The sequence below is a fragment of the Mycobacterium angelicum genome (genome assembly GCF_002086155.1).
Classification (GTDB): Bacteria; Actinomycetota; Actinomycetes; order Mycobacteriales; family Mycobacteriaceae; genus Mycobacterium; species Mycobacterium angelicum.
In genome coordinates this window covers 29,666-54,938 of the sequence record NZ_MVHE01000001.1, presented here as the reverse complement: position 1 = coordinate 54,938, position 25,273 = coordinate 29,666, and the positions used below count along the sequence as shown (strand labels likewise).

26 protein-coding genes and 1 other RNA gene are annotated in these 25,273 nt (G+C 64.7%); 18 read left to right on the top strand and 9 right to left on the bottom strand.

The window, feature by feature from the left end:
• Positions 1–55 precede the first annotated feature (55 nt).
• Positions 56–1,432 carry a WS/DGAT/MGAT family O-acyltransferase gene (locus tag BST12_RS00290; RefSeq protein WP_083110995.1) on the top strand — a complete coding sequence of 459 codons (1,377 nt, stop codon included), beginning with the start codon at positions 56–58 and terminating at the stop codon, positions 1,430–1,432.
• A 30-nt stretch (positions 1,433–1,462) separates the two neighbouring features.
• Here BST12_RS00290 and BST12_RS00285 read toward each other — a convergent pair whose 3' ends face one another.
• The 4 genes from BST12_RS00285 to BST12_RS00270 form a co-directional block, all read right to left on the bottom strand.
• Positions 1,463–1,891 (bottom strand): pyridoxamine 5'-phosphate oxidase family protein, encoded by a 429-nt coding sequence (locus tag BST12_RS00285; protein WP_083110994.1) that lies wholly within the window; start codon positions 1,889–1,891, stop codon positions 1,463–1,465.
• Between the two features lie 13 nt (positions 1,892–1,904).
• Positions 1,905–2,867: an Acg family FMN-binding oxidoreductase gene (locus BST12_RS00280; protein ID WP_083111209.1), complete on the bottom strand. Its 963-nt coding sequence runs from the start codon at positions 2,865–2,867 to the stop codon at positions 1,905–1,907.
• Positions 2,868–2,995: 128 nt separating this feature from the next.
• Positions 2,996–3,592, bottom strand: coding sequence for an isopentenyl-diphosphate Delta-isomerase (gene idi, locus BST12_RS00275; RefSeq protein ID WP_083110993.1), 597 nt, complete (start codon positions 3,590–3,592; stop codon positions 2,996–2,998).
• Entirely contained in the window at positions 3,586–4,884 is a 1,299-nt protein-coding gene (locus BST12_RS00270) for a glycosyltransferase (RefSeq protein ID WP_083110992.1), read from the bottom strand. The genes idi and BST12_RS00270 overlap by 7 nt, the downstream gene beginning before the upstream one ends.
• Positions 4,885–4,960: 76 nt before the next feature.
• Between BST12_RS00270 and BST12_RS00265 the strand changes: the two genes are divergently transcribed.
• Positions 4,961–5,164, top strand: coding sequence for a hypothetical protein (locus BST12_RS00265; protein WP_083111208.1), 204 nt, complete (start codon positions 4,961–4,963; stop codon positions 5,162–5,164).
• Positions 5,165–5,173: 9 nt separating this feature from the next.
• Positions 5,174–6,766, top strand: a complete 1,593-nt coding sequence (locus BST12_RS00260) for an FAD-binding oxidoreductase (protein WP_083110991.1) — start codon at positions 5,174–5,176, stop codon at positions 6,764–6,766.
• A 31-nt stretch (positions 6,767–6,797) separates the two neighbouring features.
• Here BST12_RS00260 and BST12_RS00255 read toward each other — a convergent pair whose 3' ends face one another.
• A complete protein-coding gene (locus tag BST12_RS00255) occupies positions 6,798–8,156 on the bottom strand; it encodes an FAD-dependent oxidoreductase (protein ID WP_083110990.1) in 1,359 nt (452 codons plus the stop codon).
• Positions 8,157–8,290: 134 nt separating this feature from the next.
• On the opposite strand from BST12_RS00255, the gene prfB reads away from it, so the two are divergent.
• The 10 genes from prfB to BST12_RS00205 all read left to right on the top strand — a co-directional run bounded on the left by prfB (position 8,291) and on the right by BST12_RS00205 (position 16,041).
• Positions 8,291–9,406, top strand: a complete 1,116-nt coding sequence (gene prfB / locus BST12_RS00250; RefSeq protein WP_083110989.1) for a peptide chain release factor 2 — start codon at positions 8,291–8,293, stop codon at positions 9,404–9,406.
• Positions 9,396–10,373 (top strand): mechanosensitive ion channel family protein, encoded by a 978-nt coding sequence (locus BST12_RS00245; RefSeq protein ID WP_083110988.1) that lies wholly within the window; start codon positions 9,396–9,398, stop codon positions 10,371–10,373. Before prfB ends, BST12_RS00245 begins: the two co-directional genes overlap by 11 nt.
• Positions 10,374–10,378: 5 nt before the next feature.
• The gene (locus tag BST12_RS31825; RefSeq protein ID WP_083111207.1) at positions 10,379–10,840 is read left to right on the top strand and encodes an Rv3103c family proline-rich protein; all 462 of its coding nucleotides are present in this window, start codon (positions 10,379–10,381) and stop codon (positions 10,838–10,840) included.
• A 44-nt stretch (positions 10,841–10,884) separates the two neighbouring features.
• Entirely contained in the window at positions 10,885–11,574 is a 690-nt protein-coding gene (gene ftsE / locus BST12_RS00235) for a cell division ATP-binding protein FtsE (protein ID WP_083111206.1), read from the top strand.
• Positions 11,575–12,468: a permease-like cell division protein FtsX gene (gene ftsX, locus BST12_RS00230; RefSeq protein WP_083110987.1), complete on the top strand. Its 894-nt coding sequence runs from the start codon at positions 11,575–11,577 to the stop codon at positions 12,466–12,468. It begins immediately after the preceding gene.
• Between the two features lie 2 nt (positions 12,469–12,470).
• The gene (gene smpB, locus BST12_RS00225) at positions 12,471–12,950 is read left to right on the top strand and encodes an SsrA-binding protein SmpB (protein WP_083110986.1); all 480 of its coding nucleotides are present in this window, start codon (positions 12,471–12,473) and stop codon (positions 12,948–12,950) included.
• A gap of 21 nt (positions 12,951–12,971) precedes the next feature.
• Positions 12,972–13,817, top strand: coding sequence for a maleylpyruvate isomerase family mycothiol-dependent enzyme (locus tag BST12_RS00220; RefSeq protein ID WP_083110985.1), 846 nt, complete (start codon positions 12,972–12,974; stop codon positions 13,815–13,817).
• A 150-nt stretch (positions 13,818–13,967) separates the two neighbouring features.
• The gene (locus tag BST12_RS00215; RefSeq protein WP_083110984.1) at positions 13,968–14,930 is read left to right on the top strand and encodes a hypothetical protein; all 963 of its coding nucleotides are present in this window, start codon (positions 13,968–13,970) and stop codon (positions 14,928–14,930) included.
• Between the two features lie 172 nt (positions 14,931–15,102).
• Positions 15,103–15,470, top strand: a transfer-messenger RNA (tmRNA) gene (gene ssrA / locus BST12_RS00210).
• 199 nt (positions 15,471–15,669) lie between these two features.
• The gene (locus BST12_RS00205; RefSeq protein ID WP_083111205.1) at positions 15,670–16,041 is read left to right on the top strand and encodes an FKBP-type peptidyl-prolyl cis-trans isomerase; all 372 of its coding nucleotides are present in this window, start codon (positions 15,670–15,672) and stop codon (positions 16,039–16,041) included.
• A 62-nt stretch (positions 16,042–16,103) separates the two neighbouring features.
• Here BST12_RS00205 and BST12_RS00200 read toward each other — a convergent pair whose 3' ends face one another.
• Both BST12_RS00200 and BST12_RS00195 read right to left on the bottom strand, forming a co-directional pair.
• A complete protein-coding gene (locus BST12_RS00200; RefSeq protein ID WP_211281178.1) occupies positions 16,104–17,189 on the bottom strand; it encodes an SDR family oxidoreductase in 1,086 nt (361 codons plus the stop codon).
• Between the two features lie 156 nt (positions 17,190–17,345).
• Positions 17,346–18,137 (bottom strand): class I SAM-dependent methyltransferase, encoded by a 792-nt coding sequence (locus tag BST12_RS00195; RefSeq protein ID WP_083111203.1) that lies wholly within the window; start codon positions 18,135–18,137, stop codon positions 17,346–17,348.
• An 88-nt stretch (positions 18,138–18,225) separates the two neighbouring features.
• Here BST12_RS00195 and BST12_RS00190 point away from each other — a divergent pair, with 88 nt between their 5' ends.
• Positions 18,226–18,576 carry a hypothetical protein gene (locus tag BST12_RS00190; protein ID WP_139801420.1) on the top strand — a complete coding sequence of 117 codons (351 nt, stop codon included), beginning with the start codon at positions 18,226–18,228 and terminating at the stop codon, positions 18,574–18,576.
• Entirely contained in the window at positions 18,557–19,468 is a 912-nt protein-coding gene (locus tag BST12_RS00185) for a hypothetical protein (protein ID WP_139801419.1), read from the top strand. The genes BST12_RS00190 and BST12_RS00185 overlap by 20 nt, the downstream gene beginning before the upstream one ends.
• A 359-nt stretch (positions 19,469–19,827) precedes the next feature.
• Here the strand turns inward: BST12_RS00185 and BST12_RS30535 are convergent, their stop codons facing one another.
• A complete protein-coding gene (locus BST12_RS30535) occupies positions 19,828–20,022 on the bottom strand; it encodes a hypothetical protein (RefSeq protein WP_139801418.1) in 195 nt (64 codons plus the stop codon).
• 220 nt (positions 20,023–20,242) lie between these two features.
• Here BST12_RS30535 and BST12_RS00175 point away from each other — a divergent pair, with 220 nt between their 5' ends.
• The 3 genes from BST12_RS00175 (at position 20,243) to BST12_RS00165 (ending at position 23,843) form a co-directional block, all read left to right on the top strand.
• On the top strand, positions 20,243–21,046 hold the full coding sequence (locus BST12_RS00175) for a crotonase/enoyl-CoA hydratase family protein (protein WP_083110981.1): 804 nt from the start codon (positions 20,243–20,245) through the stop codon (positions 21,044–21,046).
• Positions 21,047–21,844: 798 nt separating this feature from the next.
• Entirely contained in the window at positions 21,845–22,741 is an 897-nt protein-coding gene (locus BST12_RS00170; protein WP_083110980.1) for an AAA family ATPase, read from the top strand.
• The gene (locus tag BST12_RS00165; protein ID WP_083110979.1) at positions 22,734–23,843 is read left to right on the top strand and encodes a vWA domain-containing protein; all 1,110 of its coding nucleotides are present in this window, start codon (positions 22,734–22,736) and stop codon (positions 23,841–23,843) included. Before BST12_RS00170 ends, BST12_RS00165 begins: the two co-directional genes overlap by 8 nt.
• A 90-nt stretch (positions 23,844–23,933) precedes the next feature.
• Here the strand turns inward: BST12_RS00165 and BST12_RS00160 are convergent, their stop codons facing one another.
• Entirely contained in the window at positions 23,934–25,202 is a 1,269-nt protein-coding gene (locus tag BST12_RS00160; protein ID WP_083110978.1) for an HNH endonuclease signature motif containing protein, read from the bottom strand.
• Positions 25,203–25,273 lie beyond the last annotated feature (71 nt).

Sequence of the window (25,273 nt, the reverse complement as noted above, 5' to 3'; positions counted from 1 at the left end):
CCCGGTGACGGATAGTGGTACTACGAGTTGCAGATACTTGGGAGGGTCGCACACCATGAACCACCTGACGACGCTGGATGCCGGGTTCCTCAAGGCAGAAGATGCCGATCAGCGGGTGAGCTTGGCGATCGGTGGCCTGGCGGTTATCGACGGCCGTGCGCCTGACCAGGAATCCCTGGTGTCGACATTCGCGCAACGTATCCGCGGCTGTCCCCGGTTCGGGCAGCGGTTGCGGCTGCGCCCGTTCGACCTGGGTGCTCCCGAATGGGTGGACGATCCGGACTTCGACATCGACCGGCATGTGCGCCGCGTCGCGCTGCCGCAACCAGGCGACGACCGCGAGCTGTACCGGTTGATCGCCGACGTGATGGCCCGGCGGCTGGACCGGGACCTGCCGCTGTGGGAGATCTGGGTCATCGAGGGCCTCAGTGACGACCGCTGGGCCATGCTGATCAAGCTTCATCACTGCATGGCCGATGGGATCGCGGCCAGCCACATCCTCGCCGGGCTGTGCGATGACGGACTTCGGGGCAGCTCCACGCACCACCGCGGCGCTACGCCGCCGGCGCCGGCGGCCAGTCAGGTGAGCCTGCTGGGCGGCTTGTGGAATGCCTCGACGGCCGTCGTGGCCAGTGCGGCGCGTGCCGCCCAGGGCGCCGCCGAGATCGCGATCGGTCTGATGCGCCCGCCCACGTCGCCGCTCAACGGGCCCCTCGGGGGGCAGCGTCGCTACGGCGGGGCGCGGGTCACGCTGGCCGACATCGATCAGGTGTGCCAGACGTTCGGCGTCACCGTCAATGACGTTGCGTTGTCGGCTATTACCGAAAGCTACCGCAATGCCCTGATCAAGCGCGGCGCCCGGCCGGCACCCGATTCGCTGCGCACCCTGGTGCCGGTCTCGACGCGCTCCGCCGACGCGTTCGCCGAGTCCGACAACCGGGTTTCGCTGATGCTCCCATACCTGCCGGTGGATGAGGAAAACCCGGTCCAGCGGTTGCGGAGCGTGCACGAGCGGTTGGACCGGGCGAAATCGGGTGGACAGCGTGAGGCCGGCAACGCCTTTGTCGCCCTTGCCAATCGGGTTCCGTTCGCATTCACCGCGTGGGCGCTGGGGCTGCTCGCCCGGTTGCCCCAGCGTGGCATTGTGACCGTCGCAACCAACGTGCCCGGTCCGCGGCGGCCGCTGCGGGTGATGGGCCGCCGGGTGCTCGGCGTATATCCGGTCCCGCCGCTTGCCATGCATCTGCGCACCGGTGTGGCGATGCTCAGCTACGCCGACGATCTGTTCTTCGGGATCCTCACCGACTACGACGCGCTGACCGATGCCGACGAACTGGCCCGCGGGATCGAGATCGCGGTCGCACGGCTGGTGGCGGTCAGCAAGCGGCGCAAGGCTTCTCGTACGCGTGGGCCGCTGACGCTGGTGGTCTGATGGTGGTCTGATGAGTAGAGCTACGAAGCGTCAGGCGAAGCTCTCGGTGCGGTCCGGCTCAGGACCGAACCTGAAGTGGCGGCCGGTGATGTCCGTCGGCATCACCCGGACGTAGTGGAACTTCAAGGTCGGGGTCCACGGCATCACTTGTGCGCGTTCGGCTTCGGTGATCTCGGCATCGGTACGAAGTAGCTTTGCGCGGCCTCTGACGATCACACTCCAGCCTTCGGCGACGGTGTGGTCGTCGGCCTCGAACAAGACGGTGTGGTGCGAGACGGCAGAAAACAACTTCGTGCCCTCCGCGGTACGGAACAGCACGCTGCGGTTCTGCACGACATAGTTGACCGGAAAAATCTCGGGCTCACCGGCGAAGGTGGTAACCAGCCTGCCCAGCGCCACGGTGGCCAACCGGGTCCAACTTTCGTCTTCGGACAAGACTGTGATCGGGTCATCGGTCATGGGCTCAACCTTCCTAGGTCGTCTCACGAATCTCAAGGACGCTCGCCAGCGCCCGCCGCGGTGTCGGGGCGGGGGTGTCTTCGATGGGCGGAATTATGCCGACGCGGACCAACACCTGCGGCTCGCCACGCCCGCCGATGAGCTCGCGAACTATCGCGCGGCTCGCGGGCGATTCGATCAGATGGGTCAGCGTGCAGGTCGCCATTCCGGCCATGGTGCACTCCAACAGGACCGTCGACAGCACTTCGCCGCAGCGCAGCACATCGGCCCGAGTGTCCTCAGGTGTCGACAGCACAAGGATTTTCGAGCAGTCGGCATTCATTTCCGCACGCCGATCCTGATGGGTGCGGACCGGGAACTCGCGGGCGACGTCAACCCGGCGGCGTTCGATATCAGATGCCAGAGTCTCTGGTGGCACGCCTTCGGCCAACGCGAACGGCGAAGTCCACCATGCGAGTTCGGCGTGGTAGGTGGCGTCGTCGCGCCGAAGGGCCTCGCTGAGCTGTGACGCCTCCACCAGTCGTGGCCGCTGCTCATCGGAGAGGACATCGAGCGTGGCGACATCATCGCCGATCTGGCTGCGCAGCACGGGTTCGAACAGGTGCCAAAAGGTGGGCTGGTAAAACGGCAGCCGATCGGTCCGGCGCTCCAGTATCGCCTCGGCACGGCTGCGCTGGACCGGGGTGACAAAGCCGGCCGGGCTGAATTCGATCGTCGCCAGGTGGTCGGGATTGTTCGGATTGGGGAAGCGGCTGATGTTCGCGTGCCACCCGGCGGCCCACACGGCGATGCGGAAATGGTCAAGCACCGCACCACAACTCGCGAGTGTTTCGCGGCCGGAAGGATCCGTGGCGGGTACGGCGCGGTGCCGGTCGACGAAGAGCTGAAGACGGTCGCCTTCAGCGACCCAGCGCCACGGCTGGCTGTTATGCACCGAGGGTGCCCGGCAGGCCAGCAGGACTGCGTTCTCGAGCACCTTAAGGTCCACGCTGCTAACCGTATAGAGGCATTCGGCGGACGAGTAGAGTCGTTGGTCCTCTCGACCAAATCACCTGTGGGGTGGCGGTTTCGGCCGATTCTCGTCGGAGCGTCGCCACCGCCGCGCTAGCCCGGGCGGCGAGCGGCCGTGGGTAGCGCAACGTCGTCGGCCACCGGCCACCTCCCCGGGTGCGGTCCCAACTCCGACAATTGCTCCAATTGCCTACGGCACCAAGGAGATATCGGCGTGATCACGCCGGCGTTGACGTCGGAAACGAACTCTTCCCAGCCAATCCAGCGGACCGCGCCCACCTCGTCGGAATTCGGTCGCGGTTCATGGTCGACCTGGACTCGGTAGACCGGGCATATCTCGTTTTCCACCGTGCCGTCGGCCATGGTGGCCCGGTAGCGGAACCCGGGCAGGATCAGATCGACCGAATTCGCTGTCAGGCCGAGTTCGCCGGCCAGCCGTCGGCTGATGGCGTCGGGGAGGGATTCGCCAGGCAACGGGTGCCCGCAGCAGCTGTTGGTCCATACTCCGGGCCAGGTCAGCTTCGTATCGGCGCGCTGCGTGATGAGCACCCGATCAGCGGCGTCGAACACGTAGCTGGAGAAGGCGAGATGCAGTGGGGTGTCGCAAGTGTGCACGGTGGCCTTGTCGGCGATGCCTATTGGGCTGCCGCATTCGTCGACGAGAACCACCTGCTCGACGGAGTTCAGCATGACGGTGCGCGGGTCGCTTGGCGTTTGCGGTTGGCCATCATTTCGTGGAGTACCGACATAAATTCGTCGGCGCCGTCGAGGTCGTCATGCATCCGCGCAGCCAGGCGTTCGGCGGCGCGCTGAACGGGCGCGGTTCTGACCAGTTCGATGGCGTCGGCGATAACGCCCGCGCTTAACGCCGGTCGTGGCACCAGCTCACCGACACCCAGGCGACGAAGTGTCAACCCCCAGAAATACTGATCGAATCCGTGGCTACACACCACAGACGGCTTGCCGCTTGCGGCGGCAGTCGCGACGGTTCCCGCGCCGCCGTGGTGCACCAGCGCAGTGCAGTACGGGAACAGAGCGGCGTGATCGACCTCTGGCTCGAGCCAGATCCGATTCGATTGCGCTGCAATCGGGTTCGCCGCCGACCAACCGGTCGCTACCACCGCTCGGTAGCCGCGCACGGCGCAGATCCCGTCGAATTCGGCTATCAGCCGGCCGAGTTCGGGCACGGGCATGCTGCCGAATCCGAGATAGATCAACGGCTTGTCATCCTCGCCGATCCAGCGTGCCAGGTCGGCGGAAAGGGCAGACACGTGCTGGGCCGCAGGACGGATAAAGCCGATCCGCCGGCAGGCGGGGTCGGCGCGCTTGTTGAGCGGAACTAACGCGGTACCGAACGTCTCGACGATGAGGTGATCACTGCGGCGAAACGCAGTCGACGGGCGCAGCATCCGATGCGGGTACCCGATTCGTCGTGCCAAGCTACGCATGTTCGGCAAAGTGCTGACATCCACACCCAAATCCAGCAGGTAATAGGTGAGCTTGGAAAGCGGATACCGAAGCCGCTGCGGACCCGGACCGACAAGTGGGTTCGCCACCGCCGCATCCGGCGAACACGGGAAGGTGTGCACCGAAACGACGGGTGTGCCGGTGCCGGCGGTGATGATGGCCACCTTCTCCTGCAGCACTCGCCCGACGATCACGCAGTCGGCACCGCGACAGAGTGCGATCAAGCCGGAGTCGACGTCTGCGCTGAATCGGTCATAAAGGCCGCCCAAGGTCCGCAACTGAGCGACGGTGCCGCCTTCGAAGAAGGATCGGCGGCCCTCTTCGGAGCTGAGGAACTCCTTGATGTCCAGCGACGTGTAGACGATCGGATCGAATCCGCAGCGCTGCACCACCGACGCCACATCCGGATTGCACCCGAAAGCCACCTCGTGGCCCGCGTCCCGCAGTCGCCGCGCGATCTCGACGAGCGGCAAGGCGTCCCCGCGTGAGCCGAGGCAAGCGATTGCGACCCGCACTTCGCTCCTGTCCTCGACTCGGCCAAACTGCGGAAAGCATAAGCCAATGGCCGAGCCGGTCTGGCATTCTGAACGAATGGCAGGCAAGGAAATTGATCGGGTCCGGGCGGCGAGTGCGCTCGAGGTGATCAAGCAGCACCCACTGCTGGTGCTGTTCGCGCTCTCGCCGGCGATCGCGGCATTCGGTGTCATCTGGTGGCTCGCCGGTGCCGGCTGGGCTATCGCGGCGGCATTGGTGTTGCTGGTCGCCGGTGGAGCCCTCGTCGTTCTCAAACGCTGACACCCTGACATGCGTTCGTGGTGGGGTTGGGGCACAGTCGAAGACGCGCTTTCCGAACAGGAGACGCGAGACCTGGAGTCACGCCTGGCCGCGATGTTGCCCGGCCACGACCTGACCGACCATCGGCCTCCCAACCCGAAAGACCTCGGACTCTCGTCCCCGCGGATCACCGCGCCGCCGTCGCTGGCGGCGATCTGCTCGGCCGACCCGGTGGACCGGGCCGGGCATGCGCGCGGCAAGGCGTTTCGTGACGTCGCACGCAACCTGCAGGGCCGCCTCGAGCACGTGCCCGATCTGATCCTGCGGCCGCGTCGCGAACAGGACGTGGTGGACGTGCTCGATTGGTGCACCCGCCGAGAAATTCCGGCGATTCCCTACGGCGGCGGCAGCTCGGTGGTCGGCGGCGTCGAGCCGCGCTTCGACGGCCCGGCGGTCACGGTGGATGTCTCGGTGATGAGCGCCGTGCTCGAAATCGACGAGATCAGCCGCGCCGCGCGCATCCAGGCCGGCGCGCTGGGGCCCTGGATCGAACAGCAGTTGCGCCCGCACGGCCTGACCCTGCGGCACTTCCCGCAATCCTTCGGGTTCTCCAGTCTCGGCGGCTGGCTGGCCACCCGCGCCGGCGGCCACTTCGCCACCCTCTACACCCACATCGACGACCTGACCGAATCGCTGCGAGTGGTCACCCCGGCCGGGGTCAGCGAGTCGCGGCGGCTGCCCGGATCCGGCGCCGGGCCGTCCTCGGACCGGCTGTTCCTGGGTTCCGAGGGCGCGCTCGGCATCATCACCGAGGCGTGGATGCGGTTGCAGGACCGGCCGCGGTGGCAGGTGACCGCGTCGGTGGCATTCGACGACTGGGCCCAAGCCGTCGCCGCGACCCGAACCGTCGCGCAGGCCGGCCTCTACCCGGCGAACTGCCGGCTGCTGGACCCGGCCGAGGCGTTCCTCAACGCCGGCACGGCGGTCAGCGGCGGCCTGCTGGTGCTGGCTTTCGAATCGGCTGACCACGCCATCGATCCGTGGCTGGACCGGGCGGTGCAGATCGCCGGCGAGCACGGCGGCTCCGTGATCGCACGCCGCAGCCGCGAAACCGGAAGCGACACAACAGAAGACGATGCCCCGGATGCGTCCAAGACCTGGCGGTCGGCCTTCCTTCGAATGCCTTATCAGCGAGACGCGTTGGCGCGCCGCTCGATCATCGCCGAGACCTTTGAAACCGCTTGCACTTGGGACGGATTCGACACGCTGCACGCCGCGGTCACCGACGCCGCCCGGCAGGCGATCGAGCGGGTGTGTGGAACCGGGGTGGTCACCTGCCGCTTCACCCACGTCTATCCCGACGGTCCCGCCCCCTACTACGGCATCTACGCCGGCGGTCGCTGGGGTTCGCTCGACGCGCAGTGGGATGAGATCAAGGGCGCCGTCTCCGAAGCGATCAGCACGACCGGGGGCACCATCACCCACCACCACGCGGTCGGTCGCGACCACCGTCCCTGGTACGACCGGCAGCGTCCGGACCCCTTCGCGGCCGCGCTGCGCGCCACGAAGTCCGCACTGGACCCAGCCGGGATCCTCAACCCCGGGGTGCTGATCGACCCCTGATCGACTGGCCAGATCCGTCGCGACCGCTGAGTCAGCTGTGCCCGACGCGTAACAGTTCGGTCAGGTTCGGCAGCTTCACGCGGGGGCGCCCGTGTGGCTCGCCGGCCGCACGCTCGAACTGGTCGATCGCCTTCCAGTGCGCCGACGTGACCACCTTCGGCTGACGTGAGGTCAGCCATTCGGCCAGCTTGTCGGTGTGGTCGTCGGGGAAGTCCGCCAAGTCGGCGCCGGCCAGGTCGTTGATCAGGGTGTCGACGGTGTCCTGCGAGTCCTTCTTGTTGGTGCCGATCACTCCCGTCGGTCCACGTTTGATCCATCCGACGACGTACTCGTTGCGGCTGCCTTCGATCCGGCCGTCGGTGTTGGGGATGGTGCCGCGCTTCTCGTCGAACGGCAGTCCGGGGGTGGGCACACCGCGGTAGCCGACCGAGCGTACGACCAGCTGAACCGGCAGCTCTTCGCGGTCGCCGGTGTCCTTGGCCGACACCCACCCGCTGTCGTCGGTGACCAGTTCGTTGCGGCCCAGCACGATGTGCTCGACTTTCTCGTCGCCCCTGATCTCGATCGGAGAAGTCAAGAACCGGAACACGATTCGGCGATGCCCTGGACGCGGAGCGCGGTCGGCGTACCCGCGCAATACCTTGACGTTGGTCTTGGTCGTCTTGCCTGCCGCCTCGGCGTCTTCGTCGGTGATGCCCTCGAACTGCGCGGGGTCGACGATCACGTCGACTCCTTCGAGCTCGCCGAGCTCACGCAACTCCAGGGTCGTGAACGCCGTCTGCAGCGGTCCGCGCCGGCCGATGATCACCACTTCTTCCACACCGCACGGACGCAAGCTGTCCAGCGCGTGATCGGCGATGTCGGTCTGGGCCAGCACGTCGGGGTCGGTGACCAGAATGCGTGCGACGTCGATGGCGACATTGCCGTTGCCGACAACGACCGCGCGGGCGCCCGACAGATTCGGTGTCTTGTCTTCGAAGTGTGGGTGCGCGTTGTACCAGCCCACGAAATCGACCGCGGAGATACTTCCGGGCAGGTCTTCACCGGCAATGTTCAGCGCCTTGTCCGACTGCGCTCCGACGGCGTAGATCACCGCGTCGTAGTGTTCGGCGAGTTCGGCCGCCTCGACGTGTTCGCCCACCACCACGTTGCCGTAGAACCGGAAGCGGGGATCGTCGGCGGTCTTCTCGAATTGTTTGCTGATCGATTTGATCTTGGGGTGGTCGGGCGCCACCCCCGAGCGCACCAACCCCCACGGCGTCGGCAGCATCTCCAGCATGTCGACGGCCACGTCGATCTCGTCGGAAGTGTCGGCGGCCTTCAGCAAAGACGCGGCGGCGAAGAATCCGGAGGGTCCGGAGCCGACGATCGCAACGTGATATGGGCGCATGGGCGAGCCTTCTGTTCGTGTCCGGCTGCGCCGCTAGTGGGCCCGCTGGTGGGCTGGTGGGCTGAGCGTCGCAGTCGCGCGGTGCACTGATGGTGATCTGATGCTAATCGCTGATCACGGTAACGTGGGCGCCTGTGGAACCTGACCGTCAAGCCGACATCGCCGCCCTTGACTCCACGCTGACCACGGTGGAGCGGGTGCTCGACGTCGAGGGTCTCAAGGGCCGCATCGAAAAGCTCGAGCACGAGGCGTCCGACCCCAAACTGTGGGACGACCAGACCCGCGCGCAGCGGGTGACCAGTGAGTTGTCCCATACACAGGGGGAGTTGCGGCGCATCGAGGAGTTGCGCCGCCGCCTCGACGACCTGCCGGTGCTCTACGAACTCGCCGCCGAGGAGCAGGGCGCCGCGGCCGCCGAAGCCCTCGCCGAGGCCGACGCCGAGCTCAAGGCGCTGCGCGCCGACATCGAAGCAACCGAGGTGCGCACGCTGCTGTCCGGCGAATACGACGAGCGTGAGGCATTGGTCACAATCCGGTCCGGCGCGGGTGGCGTCGACGCCGCCGACTGGGCCGAGATGCTGATGCGGATGTATATCCGCTGGGCCGAGCAGCACAAGTACGGGGTCGAGGTGTTCGACACCTCCTACGCCGAAGAAGCGGGTATCAAGAGCGCCACCTTTGCCGTGCACGCGCCGTTCGCATACGGCACGTTGTCGGTGGAACAGGGCACTCACCGGCTGGTGCGAATCAGCCCGTTCGACAACCAGAGCCGGCGTCAGACGTCCTTTGCCGAAGTCGAGGTGCTTCCTGTGGTGGAGACCACGGATCACATCGACATCCCGGAGGGCGATATCCGGGTTGACGTCTACCGTTCCAGCGGGCCGGGCGGTCAATCCGTCAACACCACCGACTCCGCGGTTCGTTTAACCCACATCCCGACGGGTATTGTCGTGACTTGTCAGAATGAGAAGTCGCAACTGCAGAACAAAGTGGCGGCGATGCGGGTGCTTCAGGCAAAGTTGTTGGAGCGCAAGCGTTTAGAAGAACGCGCCGAGCTTGATGCCTTGAAAGGTGACGGCGGCAGTTCTTGGGGTAACCAGATGCGGTCCTACGTATTGCACCCCTATCAGATGGTCAAGGATCTGCGCACCGAATACGAGGTGGGCAATCCGGCGGCCGTTTTGGACGGAGACATCGACGGGTTCCTAGAAGCGGGAATCCGGTGGCGCAACCGAAAAGATGACGACTAACACCACGGTTCTAGCGGTATCTGCGATGCGGCGCTGGCATGACTTCTGGCGCGGCGAAATCGGTGAGTGGATCATCACCAGGGGTCTGCGAATCGTCATGCTGCTGATCGCAGCGGTGCTGGCTGCCCGCCTGGTCAACTGGGTGGCACAACGGATTACAAAACAGCTCGACGAGGGCTTCGCCGAGAGCGACGCCTTGGTGCGCTCGGAGGCAACGAAGCACCGCCAGGCCGTCGCGTCGGTGATCTCCTGGGTGTCGATCGTGCTCATCGCCATCGTGGTGGCGATGCAGATCGCCAGCGTTCTGCAACTTTCGGTGGGTGGCCTGATCGCGCCGGCGACGGTGGTCGGCGCGGCGCTGGGCTTCGGCGCTCAGCAGCTGGTCAAAGACCTGCTCGCCGGCTTCTTCATCATCGCCGAGCGCCAGTACGGCTTCGGTGACCTGGTCCGGCTCACCATCGTGGGGTCGCCGACGGATGCGAGCGGCACCGTCGAGAACGTGACGTTGCGAGTGACCAGGCTGCGTTCTGCCGACGGCGAGGTGTTCACCGTTCCCAACGGCCAAATCGTCAAATCGGTCAATCTCTCCAAGGACTGGGCACGCGCGGTCGTCGACATCCCGGTGTCGACCAGCGCCGACCTCAACCGTGTCAACGACGTCTTGCACCAGGAGTGTGAGCGCGCGCTCGACGACGCGGTGCTGGGGGAGTTGCTGTTGGATTCGCCCACCGTGATGGGTGTGGAGAGCATCGAAATCGACACGGTCACCCTGCGGCTGGTAGCTCGCACGCTGCCGGGTAAGCAATTCGAGGCGGGCCGGCAGTTACGGGTGCTCGTCATCCGGGCGCTCGCCCGCGCCGGAATCGTGACCGCCGCCGACGCGACCGTCGGTGTCGTCGACGCCGCCGCCGTCCCTCAGGGTGAGGCGGGCGAGGAGAAAACCCCGGATACGGTGAAGCAGCAGTGAATCTGATGAGCCTCATCAGGGGGCGCCCCGAAGATGGGGAACGCCGCTGGCCTAGCCACGTCTTCGGCGGCCGGGTCCGCACTTCGACGCTGGTGCTGATCCTGGCGTTCCTGGCCGTGTGGTGGACCTACGACACGTACAAGCCGCATGAACCGGCGCGTCCGGGCACGCCGCCTCAGGTGGTACCGCCCGGTTTCGTCCCCGACCCGAACTACACCTGGGTGCCGCGCACCCGGGTGGAGCAGCCGGCGCCTCCGGTCACCAGAATTCCGACGCCCACGCCCACCACCACGGTGACCACACCCAGCCCGACGACCACCACGACCACGGCGCCCCCGGGACCGCCGTGTCTGTTGCCGCCGCCGTTCTGCCCGCCATCGACCACCCCGGCGCCGACCCCCTCGCCCGCTCAGCCGCCGCTGCCCGGGCCGGGCCCATCGCCCACTCCGACGCCCCCGGCCAGCTGAATTTCGCTGGACCCCGAAACTCACCGCTAAACTGGCGCTCCGTGATGATCACCCTGGACCATGTCACCAAGCAGTACAAATCGTCGGCACGTCCGGCGCTGGATGACGTCAACGTCAAGATCGACAAGGGTGAGTTCGTCTTTTTGATCGGCCCGTCCGGTTCGGGCAAGTCGACGTTCATGCGGCTGCTGCTGGCCGCGGAAACCCCGACCACCGGCGAAATCCGGGTCTCGAAGTTTCATGTCAACAAGCTGCGTAGCCGCAACGTGCCGAAGCTGCGCCAGGTGATCGGCTGCGTTTTCCAGGACTTCCGGCTACTGCAGCAAAAGACGGTGTACGACAATGTGGCCTTCGCGCTCGAGGTCATCGGCAAACGCACCGAAGCGATCAATCGCGTGGTGCCCGAAGTGCTCGAGACGGTCGGTCTGTCCGGCAAGGCCAACCGGTTGCCCAACGAGCTGTCCGGCGGCGAGCAGCAGCGCGTCGCGATCGCCCGCGCCTTTGTCAACCGGCCGCTGGTACTGCTGGCCGACGAGCCCACCGGCAACCTCGACCCAGATACCAGTAAGGACATCATGGATTTGTTGGAGCGGATCAACCGCACCGGAACGACGGTGTTGATGGCCACACACGACCACCACATCGTCGACTCGATGCGGCAGCGAGTGGTCGAACTCTCCCTGGGCAGGCTGGTTCGCGACGAACAGCGCGGCGTCTACGGGATGGATCGCTAAGTGCGCTTCGGATTCCTGCTCAACGAGGTCCTCACCGGCTTTCGTCGCAATGTCACCATGACGATCGCGATGATTCTGACCACTGCGATCTCGATCGGCCTGTTCGGGGGCGGCCTGCTGGTGGTGCTGTTGGCCGACCACTCCCGCGCCATCTACCTCGACCGCGTCGAGACGCAGGTGTTCCTCACCGACGACGTGTCGGCCAACGACCCGTCCTGCGACACCAACCCGTGCAAGGCGCTACGGGAGAAGATCGAGAAGCGAACCGACGTCAAATCGGTGCGGTTCCTCAACCGTCAACAGGCCTATGACGACGCCATCCGCAAATTCCCGCAATATAAAGACGTCGCCGGCAAAGATTCCTTTCCCGCGTCGTTCATCGTCAAGCTGGACAACCCCGAACAGCACAAGGATTTCGACTCGGCCATGCAGGGCCAGCCGGGTGTCCTTTCGGTGCTCAATCAGAAGGATCTGATCGACCGGCTGTTCGCCGTGCTGGACGGGTTGAGCAAAGCCGCGTTCGCCGTCGCGCTGGTCCAGGCCATCGGGGCCATTCTGTTGATCGCGAACATGGTCCAGGTGGCCGCTTATACGCGGCGCACCGAGATAGGCATCATGCGTCTGGTCGGAGCCAGCCGCTGGTATACGCAATTGCCGTTCCTGGTGGAGGCGACGCTGGCGGCCACGATCGGCGTCGCCATCGCCATCGGCGGCTTGGCATTGGTGCGCGCGCTGTTCCTGGACAACGCGCTGAACCAGTTCTATCAAGCCAATCTGATCGCCCGCGTCGACTATGCCGACATCCTGTACATCTCGCCGTTCCTGCTGTTGGTGGGTGTGGCGATGGCCGGGGTGACCGCATACGTGACGTTGCGCCTCTACGTGCGGCGGTAGCGGTGGCCAAGAAGGCGCTCGGTGGCCGGCAGGTCGTCGCCAGCAATCGCAAAGCCCGGCACAACTACTCGATCATCGAGGTGTACGAGGCCGGTGTCGCGCTGCAGGGCACCGAGGTGAAAAGCCTGCGGGAGGGGCACGCCTCCCTCGTCGACGCATTCGCCACGGTCGATGACGGCGAAATATGGCTGCGCAACCTGCACATCCCGGAGTACCAGCACGGCAGTTGGACCAACCACGAACCGCGGCGCAACCGCAAGTTGCTGTTGCACCGCCGTCAGATCGACACCCTGATCGGCAAGATCCGCGAGGGCAACTTCGCGCTGGTGCCGTTGTCGCTGTATTTCACCGAGGGCAAGGTCAAGGTCGAACTCGCGTTGGCGCGCGGTAAGCAAGCCCACGACAAGCGCCAGGACATGGCCCGCCGCGACGCGCAGCGCGAAGTGCTGCGCGAGCTGGGCCGTCGCGCGAAGGGCATGTGACGCGGGCCTACTATTTCGACCATGGCCGAGCGTCCCGTCACCAAACTCGACAAATCCGACGTGCTCGATGGGCTTTTCGCCGTGTGGGATTCACTGGATGAGTTGTTGGACGGTCTGCCAGAGGCGGACTGGCAGGCGGCGAGTGCGCTGCCCGGCTGGGACGTCAAGGCGGTGGTGTCGCACATGATCGGGACCGAGTCGTTCCTGGCCGGCATCGCGCCCCCGCAACCGGACATTGACGTCAAGACGCTCGAGCACGTGCGCAACGATATCGGAGCGATGAACGAGTGCTGGGTCCGTCATCTCAGTGGCGAATCGGGCGCCGACGTGCTGCAGCGGTTCCGCGACGTGACGAGTAGCCGCCGAGAGGTACTGCGGGCCCTGTCCGACGACGAATGGAACGCCGTGACGCCCACGCCCGCGGGCCCGGACAGCTACGGCCGGTTCATGCGGGTGCGCGCCTTCGATTGTTGGATGCACGAGCAGGACATCAGGGTGGGGCTGGGGCGGCCGTCGTCTGATGCGCAACTCGAAGGCGCCGCATCGAGGCTGGCCCTTGATGAGGTCGCGTCCACCATCGGCTTCGTCGTCGGTAAGCGGGCCGGAGCGCCCGAGGGTTCGCGCGTGCTGTTCTCCCTGACCGGCCCGTTGGCCCGCGATATCCGCGTTTCGGTACACGGTCGTGCGCAGCTGGTCGACGACTTCGGCGCGCTGGGGCCGACGGCGACGATCCGGGTGGACGCTTTGCAGTTCAGCAGGCTTGCCGGCGGGCGGCCGTTATGCCCCGCACGCGGCCAGTCTGTCGAGCTGGAGGGCGACAAGGACCTTGCTGGTCAGATCGTCGAACGGCTCAACTTCGTTATCTAAGTAACTATTTCGGTCCGGGCCGGCCGACCGGGGGGAGATGGGTCACCCTCAACCCGGCGATGTTGATTTTCCGGCGGCTATGGGTAGCCGTGATGTCATGGGGCGCGCCTCGCGCCGAATCACCACCGACTGCAAGGAGGTCAACTAGTTATGACCGCACCCGATGTGACCAGGTTGCTTGCGCAACTGCGGACTCTGCTCGACCTGACCAATACCGAAATCCAGATCGCGGAAACCCGCATCGTTCAAGCCCGCACTGAGGCGGTGCGCCGCGAACTTTCACAAAATGCGAAGAACGGCCGCGAGCGCGCGGAAGCCATCGAGGGCGCGATCCGCGATCTGGGTGGCTATCCCGACGTGATCGGCCCGTTCCTGGGCCGCGCCGCCGCGGCGGTTAAGGCGCTGACCGAACAGGCCGAGCCGTTCGACGAGGCGCTGCTCGGTGACCTGGCCCTCGAAGACCAGTTGCTGGACCGAGCGCGCTACGCCAAGGCGCTGGCCGTGGCGGCGAAGCAGACGGACATCGTGAACCTGGCGGATCGCCTGATCACGGCGCACGCGGCAACCGTGGACTGGTTGACGACCGTGCTCGCCGAGGATGCGCTCGGCGGCCCGGCGGCGCTGCGACGCACCCCGCTGCAGATGGCGGCCGGCACTGCCGTGAAATTGGTCAACCTGCCGGTCTCATGGTCGGTTCGCGGGCTTGACCGCGCCGTGGAAACGCTGCGGTCCACCGGCCCGGCGTTTAACGACCTGGTGCAACGCGGCGGCAATGCCACCGAGATTGCCGCGAAGGCGCTTGCTGCTTCACGCGATGCGGCCCTCGAGGCGGCGGAGAAAGTCACCCGCAGCGAGGGGGCCGACCGGACCGCCAATGTGTTGCACTCCGGTCGAGCCGCTGCCGGCGTGCTGGACGCGTCGGAACTGCCCATCGAGGGATACGACGAGCTCAACGTGGCCGACGCGGTGGCTGCCGTCAAGGACCTCAGTGCTCCTGAGGATTTGCGGACGGTCATCGCTTACGAAGAGGCGCACAAGGCCCGGCAGCGCATCATTTCGGCGGCACAAACGCGCGTCGCCGCGATCGCCCAAGAGGTGGTCGGCATCGGCTAGTAACCAGCCGAGCCCCGTGACACGGGGTACCCCTGACGTCGCAAGATCGGGGGTATCCGGTGTCTTGGTCGCCGCGGGTGGGGAAGTTAATTGCGTTGCCGGTTGTTGATAGCGGCGTACGATGGGTTGTCCTGCCGAGATTCGGCGGGGGGATGCGCAATATTGCAGACAAGGGGCTGAACGGTTTCGACTTCGCGCATCGAATCAAGGGAAGCGTGCCGGTGCAGGCAAGAGACCACCGTAAGCGTCGTTGCAACCAATTAAGCGCCGAGAACACTCAGCGCGACTTCGCTCTCGCTGCCTAAGCGACAGCAGGTCCGTCAGACCGGGAAAGCCCTCGACCCGGACCCTGGCGTCATCTAGAGGGATCCACCGATGAGTTCGGTCGCGGGACTCATCGGGACACCAACAGCGACTGGGATCGTCATCCTGGCTAGTTCGCGTGACCAGGAGATCCGAGTAGAGACATAGCGAACTGCGCACGGAGAAGCCTTGAGGGAATGCCGTAGGACCCGGGTTCGATTCCCGGCAGCTCCACTGAGAAAGATGCGGGTAAAGGCGGTCAATCGGTTATCGAGTTGTCAGACCCGCATTCCTCTGCCACGCGAATCCTCGTCGACCCTGTTTAGCGTGAACCACGCTCGAGCGCCAGAGTCGGCGGTCGAGGATGGCCCTCTACGCCTGTCTTGAGACCACCCGTCGGCAAGACGACCGGTGACCATCTGCCAATGTGGTGAGCATGACTGCAAAGCCCGAGATCGATTTCCCCGGCGGAGAGCCGCCCACCGACCTGGTCATCACTGACGTCATCGAGGGCGACGGCGCGGAGGCTACCGCCGGTAACACGGTGGTCGTGCACTACGTCGGCGTGGCCCATTCCACCGGCGAGGAGTTCGACGCTTCCTATAACCGCGGTGACCCGTTGACGTTCCAACTCGGCGTCGGCCAGGTCATCCAGGGCTGGGACCAGGGCGTGCAGGGCATGAAGGTCGGCGGTCGCCGGCAGCTGCTCATCCCCGCCCACCTCGCCTACGGCGAGCGTGGCGCCGGTGGCGTCATCAAGCCCGGCGAGTCGCTGATCTTCGTGGTGGACCTGCTCGACGTCAGGTAGCCACGACCAGGCCTATGAGCTAGGTGGCGTCGGAAACGACGCGAGGTACGCGATCCGCTCGGTCAGTGGCCACCGGGCCTGCGGCTGACTAGACCGTCATCGAGCATCTGTTGGAAGTGCTCGATAACAGTCTCCTCGACCGGCCGATACGTCAGTCCGAGCTCGTCTCGGCTGCGGCGGTTGTCGAATGCCAGCGGGTGACCCACGTTGCGGTCGACGAACTTTCGCGTCAGCCCCACAACGGGTGCGATGGCCTTCACTATCACCTTGGGTATCGTCGTCCTCGGGAACGGATAGAGCGGGCCGTACCGGCGGCGCAGCATCTTGCCGATCTCTAGCAGAGTGAGCGAATCCGCGTTGACGATGTAGCGGCCGTGGGCCTCGGGGGTCAACCCGGCACGCAGGTGAGCATCGGCGACATCACGCACGTCCACCACGCCCATGCTCAATGCTGGAGCTCCGGTGAGCAGGGTGCCGTCGGTGAACTGCTTCATTGTGCTCAGGCTGGCCGAGTCGCTGGCGCTGGTCAGGGCAGGGCCGAGGACCAGGCCGGGGTGGATGGTGACCATCTCCCAGCGCTGCTGCGCCTTCTGGTAACTCCAGGCCTCCTGCTCGGCCACCGTCTTGGAGTACGGATACGGCTGGTGGTCAACGCTGCTGGTGGTGTTCCAGTGCTCGTCGGTGAAGATGCCGCCGGGGACGTCGCGAGACTCACGGGCGTCGCCGTAGATCGCCACCACGCTGCTGGTCAGCACCACGCGCTTGACGGATTGCGTGCGGTTGACCGAGTCCAGAACGTTGCGGGTGCCCTCCAGCGCCGGGCGCACCAGCGCTTCCTGCGCGTCCTTGAACCCGGTGAGCAGAAATGGCGATGCGGTGTGCATGACGAGTTCGCATCCGTCCATGGCCTCGTCGAAGCTGGCGGGTTCGAGCAGGTCGGCCTTGAACAGTCGGAGCCGACCTGGGTGATCGTCTGAAAGCTTGTGCAGATGTTCCAGACCGGAAGTCTTCTGCGGGTTGCGTACCGTGCCGTGCACCGTGCGTCCTGCTTCGAGGAGTACTCGGACGATCCAGCTGCCGATGTAGCCGCTGGCGCCCGTGACAAGCACCGGCGCTTCCGGGTCGATCGCCGTCGATGATGTGTTCATCTGGGCGCTCCTCTCTGGTGGTCCTTGCCGCCATAGCGTATTGCCTGCGCGATCTCCCGAGCTGCACGGATACCGGACGCGTGAGTTGCAGCCCTGCTCCGGGACAGGGCACTGCAGCGATAGATCGCTACTCGTGGGCGAGAATGTGAGTTCGCGTCAGACCGCTCGACTGGCGGGGACGACTACCAGCTCTACCAGGTAGGCCTCATCGACGACGCCGCCCGGAAATATGTCCAGCAACGACGTTCGTTCGTTGGCAATGAGCCGGCTCAAGATGTCCGATGGAAGCGCCGCGAGATTGGAACCACTGGTCAGACAGGCTATATGAGCCTCAATAGGCACCGACCGGCTCCAGTGAATGCGACGTACGGCCGGGAGCGTATTGGGAAGGCAACGCCGCACGACATCGACGACAGTGACGCCCGGGCGAACATAACCGGGGTGCGCTCCGGGAAACGTCGGAATCGGGGCATAGCGCAGTAGGCGCCGTTCCTGCTCGGCGACCCACTCGATCTCACGGTCGGGGAGGTTCCAGAACAACACCAATGCACCGCCCGGGCGCAATACCCGCATTGCCTCGGCTGTCGAGCGCGTTGGGTCCGTCCAGTGCCAGGATTGGGCGTAGGTGACGATGTCGGCGCTAGCGGCTTTCAGGGGTAAAGCTTCGCCGATTGCTCGTATCAACGGCACCTCGGGCAACAACCGCCGAAGTTGGGTAGCCATGGCCGCGCCTGGTTCTACCGCGACCACCCGGGCGCACCGCTCTTTGAGGAGTCCGGTCGCGATCCCTGTTCCGGCGCCCACGTCGATCACTTCGGCGGCACGGAGCGGGCGGGCAGTCATTTCCTCGATCGATTCGAACAGAGTCGGTGGGTAGCCCGGTCGGTACGCGGCATAAATGTCGGCGATCGATTCGAATGCCGCTATCCCGTCTTGATCAACAACCATGACCTCCAGTGTCTCGAATAGGCCCCGCCGAGTATGCTGCCAGATCAGCAAGAATCCACCATAAAGGAAAGAAAAGCATAAGGCCGCCATGCCGTCCGTGCTGACCGTCACCGCCTGCTTGGTAACCGCGGGACTGCTGGTTCGAATGGTCATTGCCGGGTTTATCACTCGCAATGGAATCTTTTCTTGGCCGATGTTTACGGATCCTTCTTACTGCTTTTGGGAGTTGGTTGCTGAAACGCCGACTGGTCCAGAAAAAGTCAACTTTTGGGATTACACGGTCACCGTTGCCGAAATCGATCTGACCCGGGATAGGGGACAGCAGTTCCTGGATTTTCTGCGCGAAGTGAAATCGATGCATGTCCATGGGCGGCTGGTCATCCTCGACGCTGAGGGATTGCACGAGATGAGAGTGGTCGATGGGTATTTGGTGGATTGATGCTGTCCGAGCGGCGTTCGATATGCGGGTGCCGGCTTTGCCGAGCAATCTTTTCCGTGTCGGTATCGCGATCGCGGTTCTGTGGAAATTCACTTCCGATCAAATTTGCGGCGCATGGCACTTCCTCGACGAGGGTAGCTTTGCGCGGTATCGCTACCTGAGCGCTCATCCGCATGGGCTATTTCGCACTGTCGCGGTATATCGGGCGGCCTACCTGGCGAAATGGGTCGCCGCCGCAGGCCTTATCCTCGACATCGGGCCACAGATCTGCGCACTGGTGCTGGCGGGTTGGTTCGCCTTGGAGGCCGGCTATGACCGGAGATTCCACATCATCTTTTTAATGCTGGCTTGCATTATTGTCAGTGTCGATTCGGGTTGCGGCAACATTTTGCGACCTGACCAGATATCGTGCCTGGTCAACGCCGACTGTCGACATAATCTGGTCAACACCGCCACCACCTGGGTGTGGCCGAAATGGATAACCTTGCTGCTCGTGATCCAGGTTTACTGGGCCAGCGCCTATGCAAAGGTGCGTTCGTTGCAGTTCCGGTCGAGCGATGTACTGGTCGCAACGAGTCGGTTCCTCTATATGAACCGGCCGTATTTGCGGCACTGGGAATTTTACTACCCGAAGATTATGGTGAAATACCTCATCGAGGCGCCAGCCGACGTGTGCCGACGCCGATGGGCGCCGGCGACGTGGGGAACCATTGTCGCCGAGGCATTACTGCCGTTCGGACTGGCGACCCCTGTTCCCGCAATCTTCTGGGCCGCTTTCATTGTCGGTGTCATCATGCACGTGGGGTTCACCACGTTGCTTCCCCGCAGACTGGTGCCTTTCACCGTCGCGTGCTTTGCCGCGTACCTGATGATTATCCCGATCTGGGTATGACAGAAATCCGTCGCGACCAAAATGATTGCTTGTAATGCCTTTGTCGCCGTTCGCGGAATTGGCTAAAACCTGCAGTTGGGGTCACATGCTGTGTGCAGGCCCCGCCCGCCTAGCTTATCTACCGAGGTAGACAAGCTGTTTTCATTCGACCACGAGTACATTGGCCGAATACGATGTCTCCTCATCGAGGAATAACACATCGTAGGACACTTGCTCACCTCCTTCCTGTTCCGTCCTGGATTTGAACCCATGCCGGTATAGGGCAAAGCATTTATGTCTAGCGGTGGCCAATAGATGCTAAAGCCGATACTTCAACGCTGTCCAGCTAGATCGTGTCTAAAGTTTCTCGCCATCGAGCCCTACGAGCAGAAGTCGCATGAATCCTCTTTCACCGGAGGCGGATTGTCTCCGTCCCACACATCGCTTGGTAGCTGGCCCTGGTAGGGCACGTTGCCGGCCGAGTGCTGTACCCAGTACCACGTGTGGCAGACATTCATGTCCCATTGGTAGGCGACCCCCGGTCCGGACGACATGTCGTAGCGCGAGTACACCATTTAATTGCCCGGGCACCACGTATGCGGTGGTAGGGGTCGGGCTTGTGCAGGAGCCGCCAGGCCCAACCCACAGCTAGCCAACACAGCGGATACCAGTGCTGCGATTCGGTTGTTCATGTTCTGATCTTTCTGTCGGTTGGTAACCACAGCGTGCGCCTGATCGCTTGGACAACTCTTGCGTCGGCCGGTCATCCGGTCCCGGCGCGATAGATTGCCACTCGTGAGTGAAGACAGAGTCCGGGTGCGGATCGCCGACAATGGCGTGGCAACGGCAACCATGGTGCGCGCCGACAAGCACAATGCGCTCGATCAAGCAATGTTCGACGGCTTGGTGGCTGCCGCAGAGCAGCTGGCAGGTGATACATCGGTCCGCGCGGTCGTTCTGCACGGTGAGGGCAAGAGCTTCTGCTCTGGTTTGGACGTGGCAAGTTTCATGGGCGACGAGCGTGGCACGGGCGTTCTGTTGTCCCGAGATGAGGACCGGACGGCGAACCTCGCGCAGCGCGTGAGCTACGACTGGTCGTTGGTACCGGCGCCAGTCATTGCCGCGATCCATGGCAACTGCTTTGGCGGCGGTCTGCAGATTGCACTCGGCGCAGACATCCGGATCGCCGCGCCGGACGCGAAGCTGAGCATCATGGAGATCAAGTGGGGACTCGTTCCCGACATGGGCATCACGCAGACACTGCCGAGACTTTTACCGATCGACGTCGCGAAAGAGTTGACGTTCACTGGCCGAATCGTCTCCGGCAGCGAGGGTTCCGAGCTCGGCTTGATCACTCGGACGGCCGCGGATCCGCTATCAGCGGCGTTGACACTCGCGGGCGAGATCGCAGGGAAGTCACCGGATGCCATCCGTGCGGCGAAGCGCCTGTACGACGAAACCTGGATCAGCAACGACCCCGCAGCCGCTCTTGCGCTCGAATCAGTAGTGCAGACCGGGCTAATCGGTACGCCCAACCAGATCGCCGCCGTGGTCGCTGGGATGTCCGGGGAGCAACCGGTTTTCGCCAACCCCGCTTAGCCCGCTGACATTGCGCATTACGCGCCCGCTAAACGTTCCCGACGAGTAGCTTCATCCCCATCCAGAGCGCATCAGCCGAGGGGGTGCGGACCGTGAAAGCGCCATTTGTCGCGGCAGCCATTGCAGCGGCTGCATTGGGCGCGGTCCCACTTGCCAGCGCAGATGTCGTTCCCAATATGACTAACGGTGTGAACGAAGGACAGCCCTGCGGTAGCCCCACAGGGAAGTTCATCTTCGGGCGTGACCCTGGCGGTGCCGCTTTGATTTGCGGAGGAACCGGAAAACCCAACGTCTGGGTAGCGGCTGCGTACCCGGTGGTTGGCGTTCGACAAATTGGTGGCACGGGGTGTGTGGAGGAGATTCATAGCCGTACTGCAAGTGGGGCTTTTGCACAGTCGCCAGATGGTGACGCGTTGATATGCGCGTACCCAACTGACACCTGGGTAGTACGCCCGGCTCCGAGTTAGGCCGACGGTCGGTGAATCCGATCCGGGGTCGATTGGCGCGCCCGCGGCGGAAGGGCACTCGGCCAGGACGGGGTCTCCGGATTGTTGTCCTAGCAAAAGGGCGGGCGCGCGGCCCGCTTCATTCCGGACGTCGAGGCCGGCGCACCCGCATCCAACTACGTCGTCGGCCCCGGAGTGCGGGAGTTGAGCGCGCGTTTCTTTTCCGCTGTTGCGTCCCATAGACGGACGGCGCTCGCATTCAAGACGATGTTTTCGACAAGACCGCGCCACGGGCCGCGCCGCTTCGTAGAGTCAGCGGTATGCGCACGGTGGGTTGTCAGGAGGTGCACCCGTGACGACCGACGCGGTCCGCCGGCTGCAAGCGGACCTCACCCGATTCGGCTACCTCGCCGACGACGGGCTGGCCACCGCCATTCATCTCGCCGCGCGGCTGCGGCGCCCATTGCTGCTTGAAGGCGAGGCCGGGGCCGGTAAGACCGAGGTTGCCAAAACGCTGGCACGCATGTCCGGCGCCAAGTTGTTACGGCTGCAGTGCTACGAGGGCATCGACGTGGCGCAGGCGGTCTATGAATGGGATTATGCCCGCCAGCTGCTGCACCTGAAGGCTGCGGAAACCGTTGGCGCAGAGGCTATGTCAGCTGCTGAAGACGAACTCTTCTCAGAGCGGTTCCTCGTTCGGCGACCACTCCTGCAAGCCCTCGACAACCGCGATGGCCCCCCGCCGGTACTGCTCATCGACGAAATCGACCGTGCCGATGACGAATTCGAGGCTTTCCTGCTGGAGATATTGTCTGATTTCGCGGTGACGGTGCCGGAACTGGGAACGTTCGTGGCCGAAATGCCGCCGCTGGTGATCCTGACCTCCAATCGCACCCGAGACCTGCACGACGCACTCAAACGGCGCTGCCTCTATCACTGGGTGGACCATCCCGGCATCGACAGAGAAGTGGCCATCGTGCGGCTGCGCGTGCCTGAGGCAAGCGAACGGCTGGCGCGGCGGGTCGCCGCCGCCGTCGAGGCGTTGCGGGGACTCGACCTCTATAAACCCCCGGGAGTGGCAGAAACCATCGACTGGACCCGAGCGCTGGCTGAACTGGGTGAGGCGGAATTGGCTGGCACCGACATCGAGCACACCCTCGGCTGGGTGCTGAAGTATCGCGAAGACATCGAAAAGGCAAGGGCCGCAGGGCTCGACATACTGGTGCGGGTCGCCGACGACGATGTCTGACAGCGCGAACCGGCTGGCGGTGCTGTTCGCCCGTTGCCTGCGCGCCGAGGGCATCGCCGTTCCCACCGGATCGGTCGCGCTCTTCGTGTCGGCGCTGAGCGAGCTTGACCCGGCCGATCGTGACAGCCTGTACTGGGCGGGGCGCGCCGTTCTGGTCAAGCGCCCGGAGGACATCGATACCTTCGATCGCGTATTCCGTTCAGTCTGGCTCGGCCAACCGTCGGACGCCGCTGTCGCCGCGATAGCTCCAGCGGAAATGGCGGGCATCGACGACCCAAATCCGGAGACCGAAGACGATGCCGAGCACCCGAGCCAAGCACCCACGACGGCGGTGCGGTATAGCCCGGTAGAAGTGCTCCGCAGCAAGGACTTTGGCCAATACACCGCAACAGATTTTGCCGACGCGCAGCGGTTGATGGCCAATCTTCGTGCGGCAGCGGCGATGCGACGCAGCAGGCGGCGGCGACCCGTCAAGTGGCGCCGAAACCGGCAGCCTGACATCCGCGCCACTGTGCGTGGATCGCTGCGCACCGGTGGAGAGCCCATCCGCCGAGCCTGGTACGCGCCGACCCTGCAGCCCCGCAGGCTTGTCTTCTTATGTGACGTCAGCGGCTCGATGGACAGCTACTCCCGAGCGCTGCTGCGGTTCATGCACGCGGCCGTGGCCGGCCGCCGCCGGGTGGAAGCCTTCACCCTGGGAACACGCCTGACCCGGCTGACGCGGGAGCTGGTGTCCCACGACCCCGATCAAGCGCTGCGCCGGGCAAGCGCGGTGGTGCCCGATTGGTCTGGCGGCACGCGACTCGGACATACGTTGCGCGACTACAACGACGAGTGGGGAATGCGGGGCATGTCTCGCGGCGCCGTCGTGGTGATCCTCTCCGATGGCTGGGAGCGCGGTGATCCGAGCGTGATCGCCGATCAAATGGCGCGGCTGTCGCGGGTGGCTCACAAGGTGGTGTGGGTCAACCCACTCAAAGCGACGGCCGGTTACGCCCCGCTGGCCCGCGGTATGGCCGCAGCACTGCCGTACATCGATGACTTCGTCGAGGGCCACAACCTGAACGCATTGGACGACCTGCTCGAGGTCATCTCGAAATGAGGTTGCCCGCCTGGGCGGCCTGGCAGTGCGAACGAATCTCTTGATGCGCCAACGTGTTTGAGCGTCGATGCGCCGCCGGCACTGATCGGCCTAGTTGTTGACTGGCGGTGGTTGGGGTTGGAAGGGTTCGTACCACCACCAGTCCGCGCGCTCGCCGGTAGGCCCGGGGCAGGGCGCCACCGCGGGCGGGGGTTGAGTTGGTGGCCGCGCGAGTGACCCCGGGCTCAGTATTCGACCGTCGTCGTCGGTGACGACCAGAGCGCTTGGGGACCCGGTGATGGTGATGACGCCACGATGGTGCAACCGGTGGTGATAAGGGCACAGCAGCACCAGGTTGGCCAACTCGGTTGGGCCGCCGTCTTCCCAGTGCCGGATGTGATGGGCGTGCAGACCACGGGTGGCGCTGCAGCCAGGAACGGCGCACATGGGCTGGCGGTGCTCGAGCGCGCGGCGAAGCCGGCGGCTGATCATGCGGCTCGCCCGGCCGGCACCAATGACCTCGCCGTGGCGTTCGAACCAGACTTCACAGGTGGCATCACAGGTTAGATACCGACGTTCGGCCTCGCTGAGCAGCGGACCCAGATGCAGCGCCGCAGCCCGCTGCTCAACGTCGACGTGCACCACCACGGTGGTGTGCTGCCCGTGGGGCCGGCGGGCCGCCTCGGCATCCCAGCCGGCTTCGACCAGGCGCATAAACGCCTCGGCGGTGGTGGGCAACGGGGGCCGCTGATCTGAAGCGCTCTTGCCATTGCCGTGATCGGCCTTCCACTCCGCCATCAACGCATCACGATGAGACTGCAGGGCGGCATCGAACTTTGCGGCGTCGTGGTGGTCAAGCCTGATGCGGTAGCAGCTGCCCTGCTCGTCGGTGGTGGTAGTGATCGAGCGTTCGCGCTCGCGCTCGCGCTCGGGCTCGGGCCGCGGACGGGGCTCGGGTCGTGGTTCCAGCTTGAGTGCGGTGCGCAGCTGATTGACCGTGGCAAAGCGTGCCAATTCCGCGTAATGCTCATCAGATCCCTCACCCGCCCGCGCCGCGATGACGCCGACCTGATCCAGCGACAGCCGGCCCTCCCGCATGCCTTGGGCGCAGCGTGGGAACTCCGTCAGCCGGCTCGCAATGGTGGTAATCGTGTGGGCGTTTGCCGACGAACAGCCGGTCTTCCAGGCCACCAACGCCGGCACCGACCGCGCGCCGGTGGCGCCGCACAACTGGTCGCGATCTATCTCGGCGACGATCTCGACGATGCGCCCATCGATCGCGTTGCGCTGACCGTTCAGCTCCGCCAGCTCCTCGAACAGCACCTCAAGACGCTCGCTAGGGCTCGTCACCACGGCGTCGGCGGATGCGGTCGAAGGCATGTGTTCATCATCGCAGGGGGGTACGACAATTTTCGGCCGCCGATTCTGCGCCGAGGCATAACCCGAAAAGG

Coding starts and splice junctions, on each gene's coding strand:
- BST12_RS00290 (WP_083110995.1), top strand. CDS start 56: ATGAACCACCTGACGACGCTGGATGCCGGGTTCCTCAAGGCAGAAGAT.
- BST12_RS00285 (WP_083110994.1), bottom strand. CDS start 1,891: ATGACCGATGACCCGATCACAGTCTTGTCCGAAGACGAAAGTTGGACC.
- idi (WP_083110993.1), bottom strand. CDS start 3,592: ATGCTGAACTCCGTCGAGCAGGTGGTTCTCGTCGACGAATGCGGCAGC.
- BST12_RS00265 (WP_083111208.1), top strand. CDS start 4,961: ATGGCAGGCAAGGAAATTGATCGGGTCCGGGCGGCGAGTGCGCTCGAG.
- BST12_RS00260 (WP_083110991.1), top strand. CDS start 5,174: ATGCGTTCGTGGTGGGGTTGGGGCACAGTCGAAGACGCGCTTTCCGAA.
- BST12_RS00255 (WP_083110990.1), bottom strand. CDS start 8,156: ATGCGCCCATATCACGTTGCGATCGTCGGCTCCGGACCCTCCGGATTC.
- BST12_RS00245 (WP_083110988.1), top strand. CDS start 9,396: ATGACGACTAACACCACGGTTCTAGCGGTATCTGCGATGCGGCGCTGG.
- BST12_RS31825 (WP_083111207.1), top strand. CDS start 10,379: ATGAGCCTCATCAGGGGGCGCCCCGAAGATGGGGAACGCCGCTGGCCT.
- ftsE (WP_083111206.1), top strand. CDS start 10,885: ATGATCACCCTGGACCATGTCACCAAGCAGTACAAATCGTCGGCACGT.
- BST12_RS00220 (WP_083110985.1), top strand. CDS start 12,972: ATGGCCGAGCGTCCCGTCACCAAACTCGACAAATCCGACGTGCTCGAT.
- BST12_RS00215 (WP_083110984.1), top strand. CDS start 13,968: ATGACCGCACCCGATGTGACCAGGTTGCTTGCGCAACTGCGGACTCTG.
- BST12_RS00205 (WP_083111205.1), top strand. CDS start 15,670: ATGACTGCAAAGCCCGAGATCGATTTCCCCGGCGGAGAGCCGCCCACC.
- BST12_RS00200 (WP_211281178.1), bottom strand. CDS start 17,189: ATGAACACATCATCGACGGCGATCGACCCGGAAGCGCCGGTGCTTGTC.
- BST12_RS00195 (WP_083111203.1), bottom strand. CDS start 18,137: ATGGTTGTTGATCAAGACGGGATAGCGGCATTCGAATCGATCGCCGAC.
- BST12_RS00190 (WP_139801420.1), top strand. CDS start 18,226: ATGCCGTCCGTGCTGACCGTCACCGCCTGCTTGGTAACCGCGGGACTG.
- BST12_RS00185 (WP_139801419.1), top strand. CDS start 18,557: ATGGGTATTTGGTGGATTGATGCTGTCCGAGCGGCGTTCGATATGCGG.
- BST12_RS30535 (WP_139801418.1), bottom strand. CDS start 20,022: ATGGTGTACTCGCGCTACGACATGTCGTCCGGACCGGGGGTCGCCTAC.
- BST12_RS00165 (WP_083110979.1), top strand. CDS start 22,734: ATGTCTGACAGCGCGAACCGGCTGGCGGTGCTGTTCGCCCGTTGCCTG.
- BST12_RS00160 (WP_083110978.1), bottom strand. CDS start 25,202: ATGCCTTCGACCGCATCCGCCGACGCCGTGGTGACGAGCCCTAGCGAG.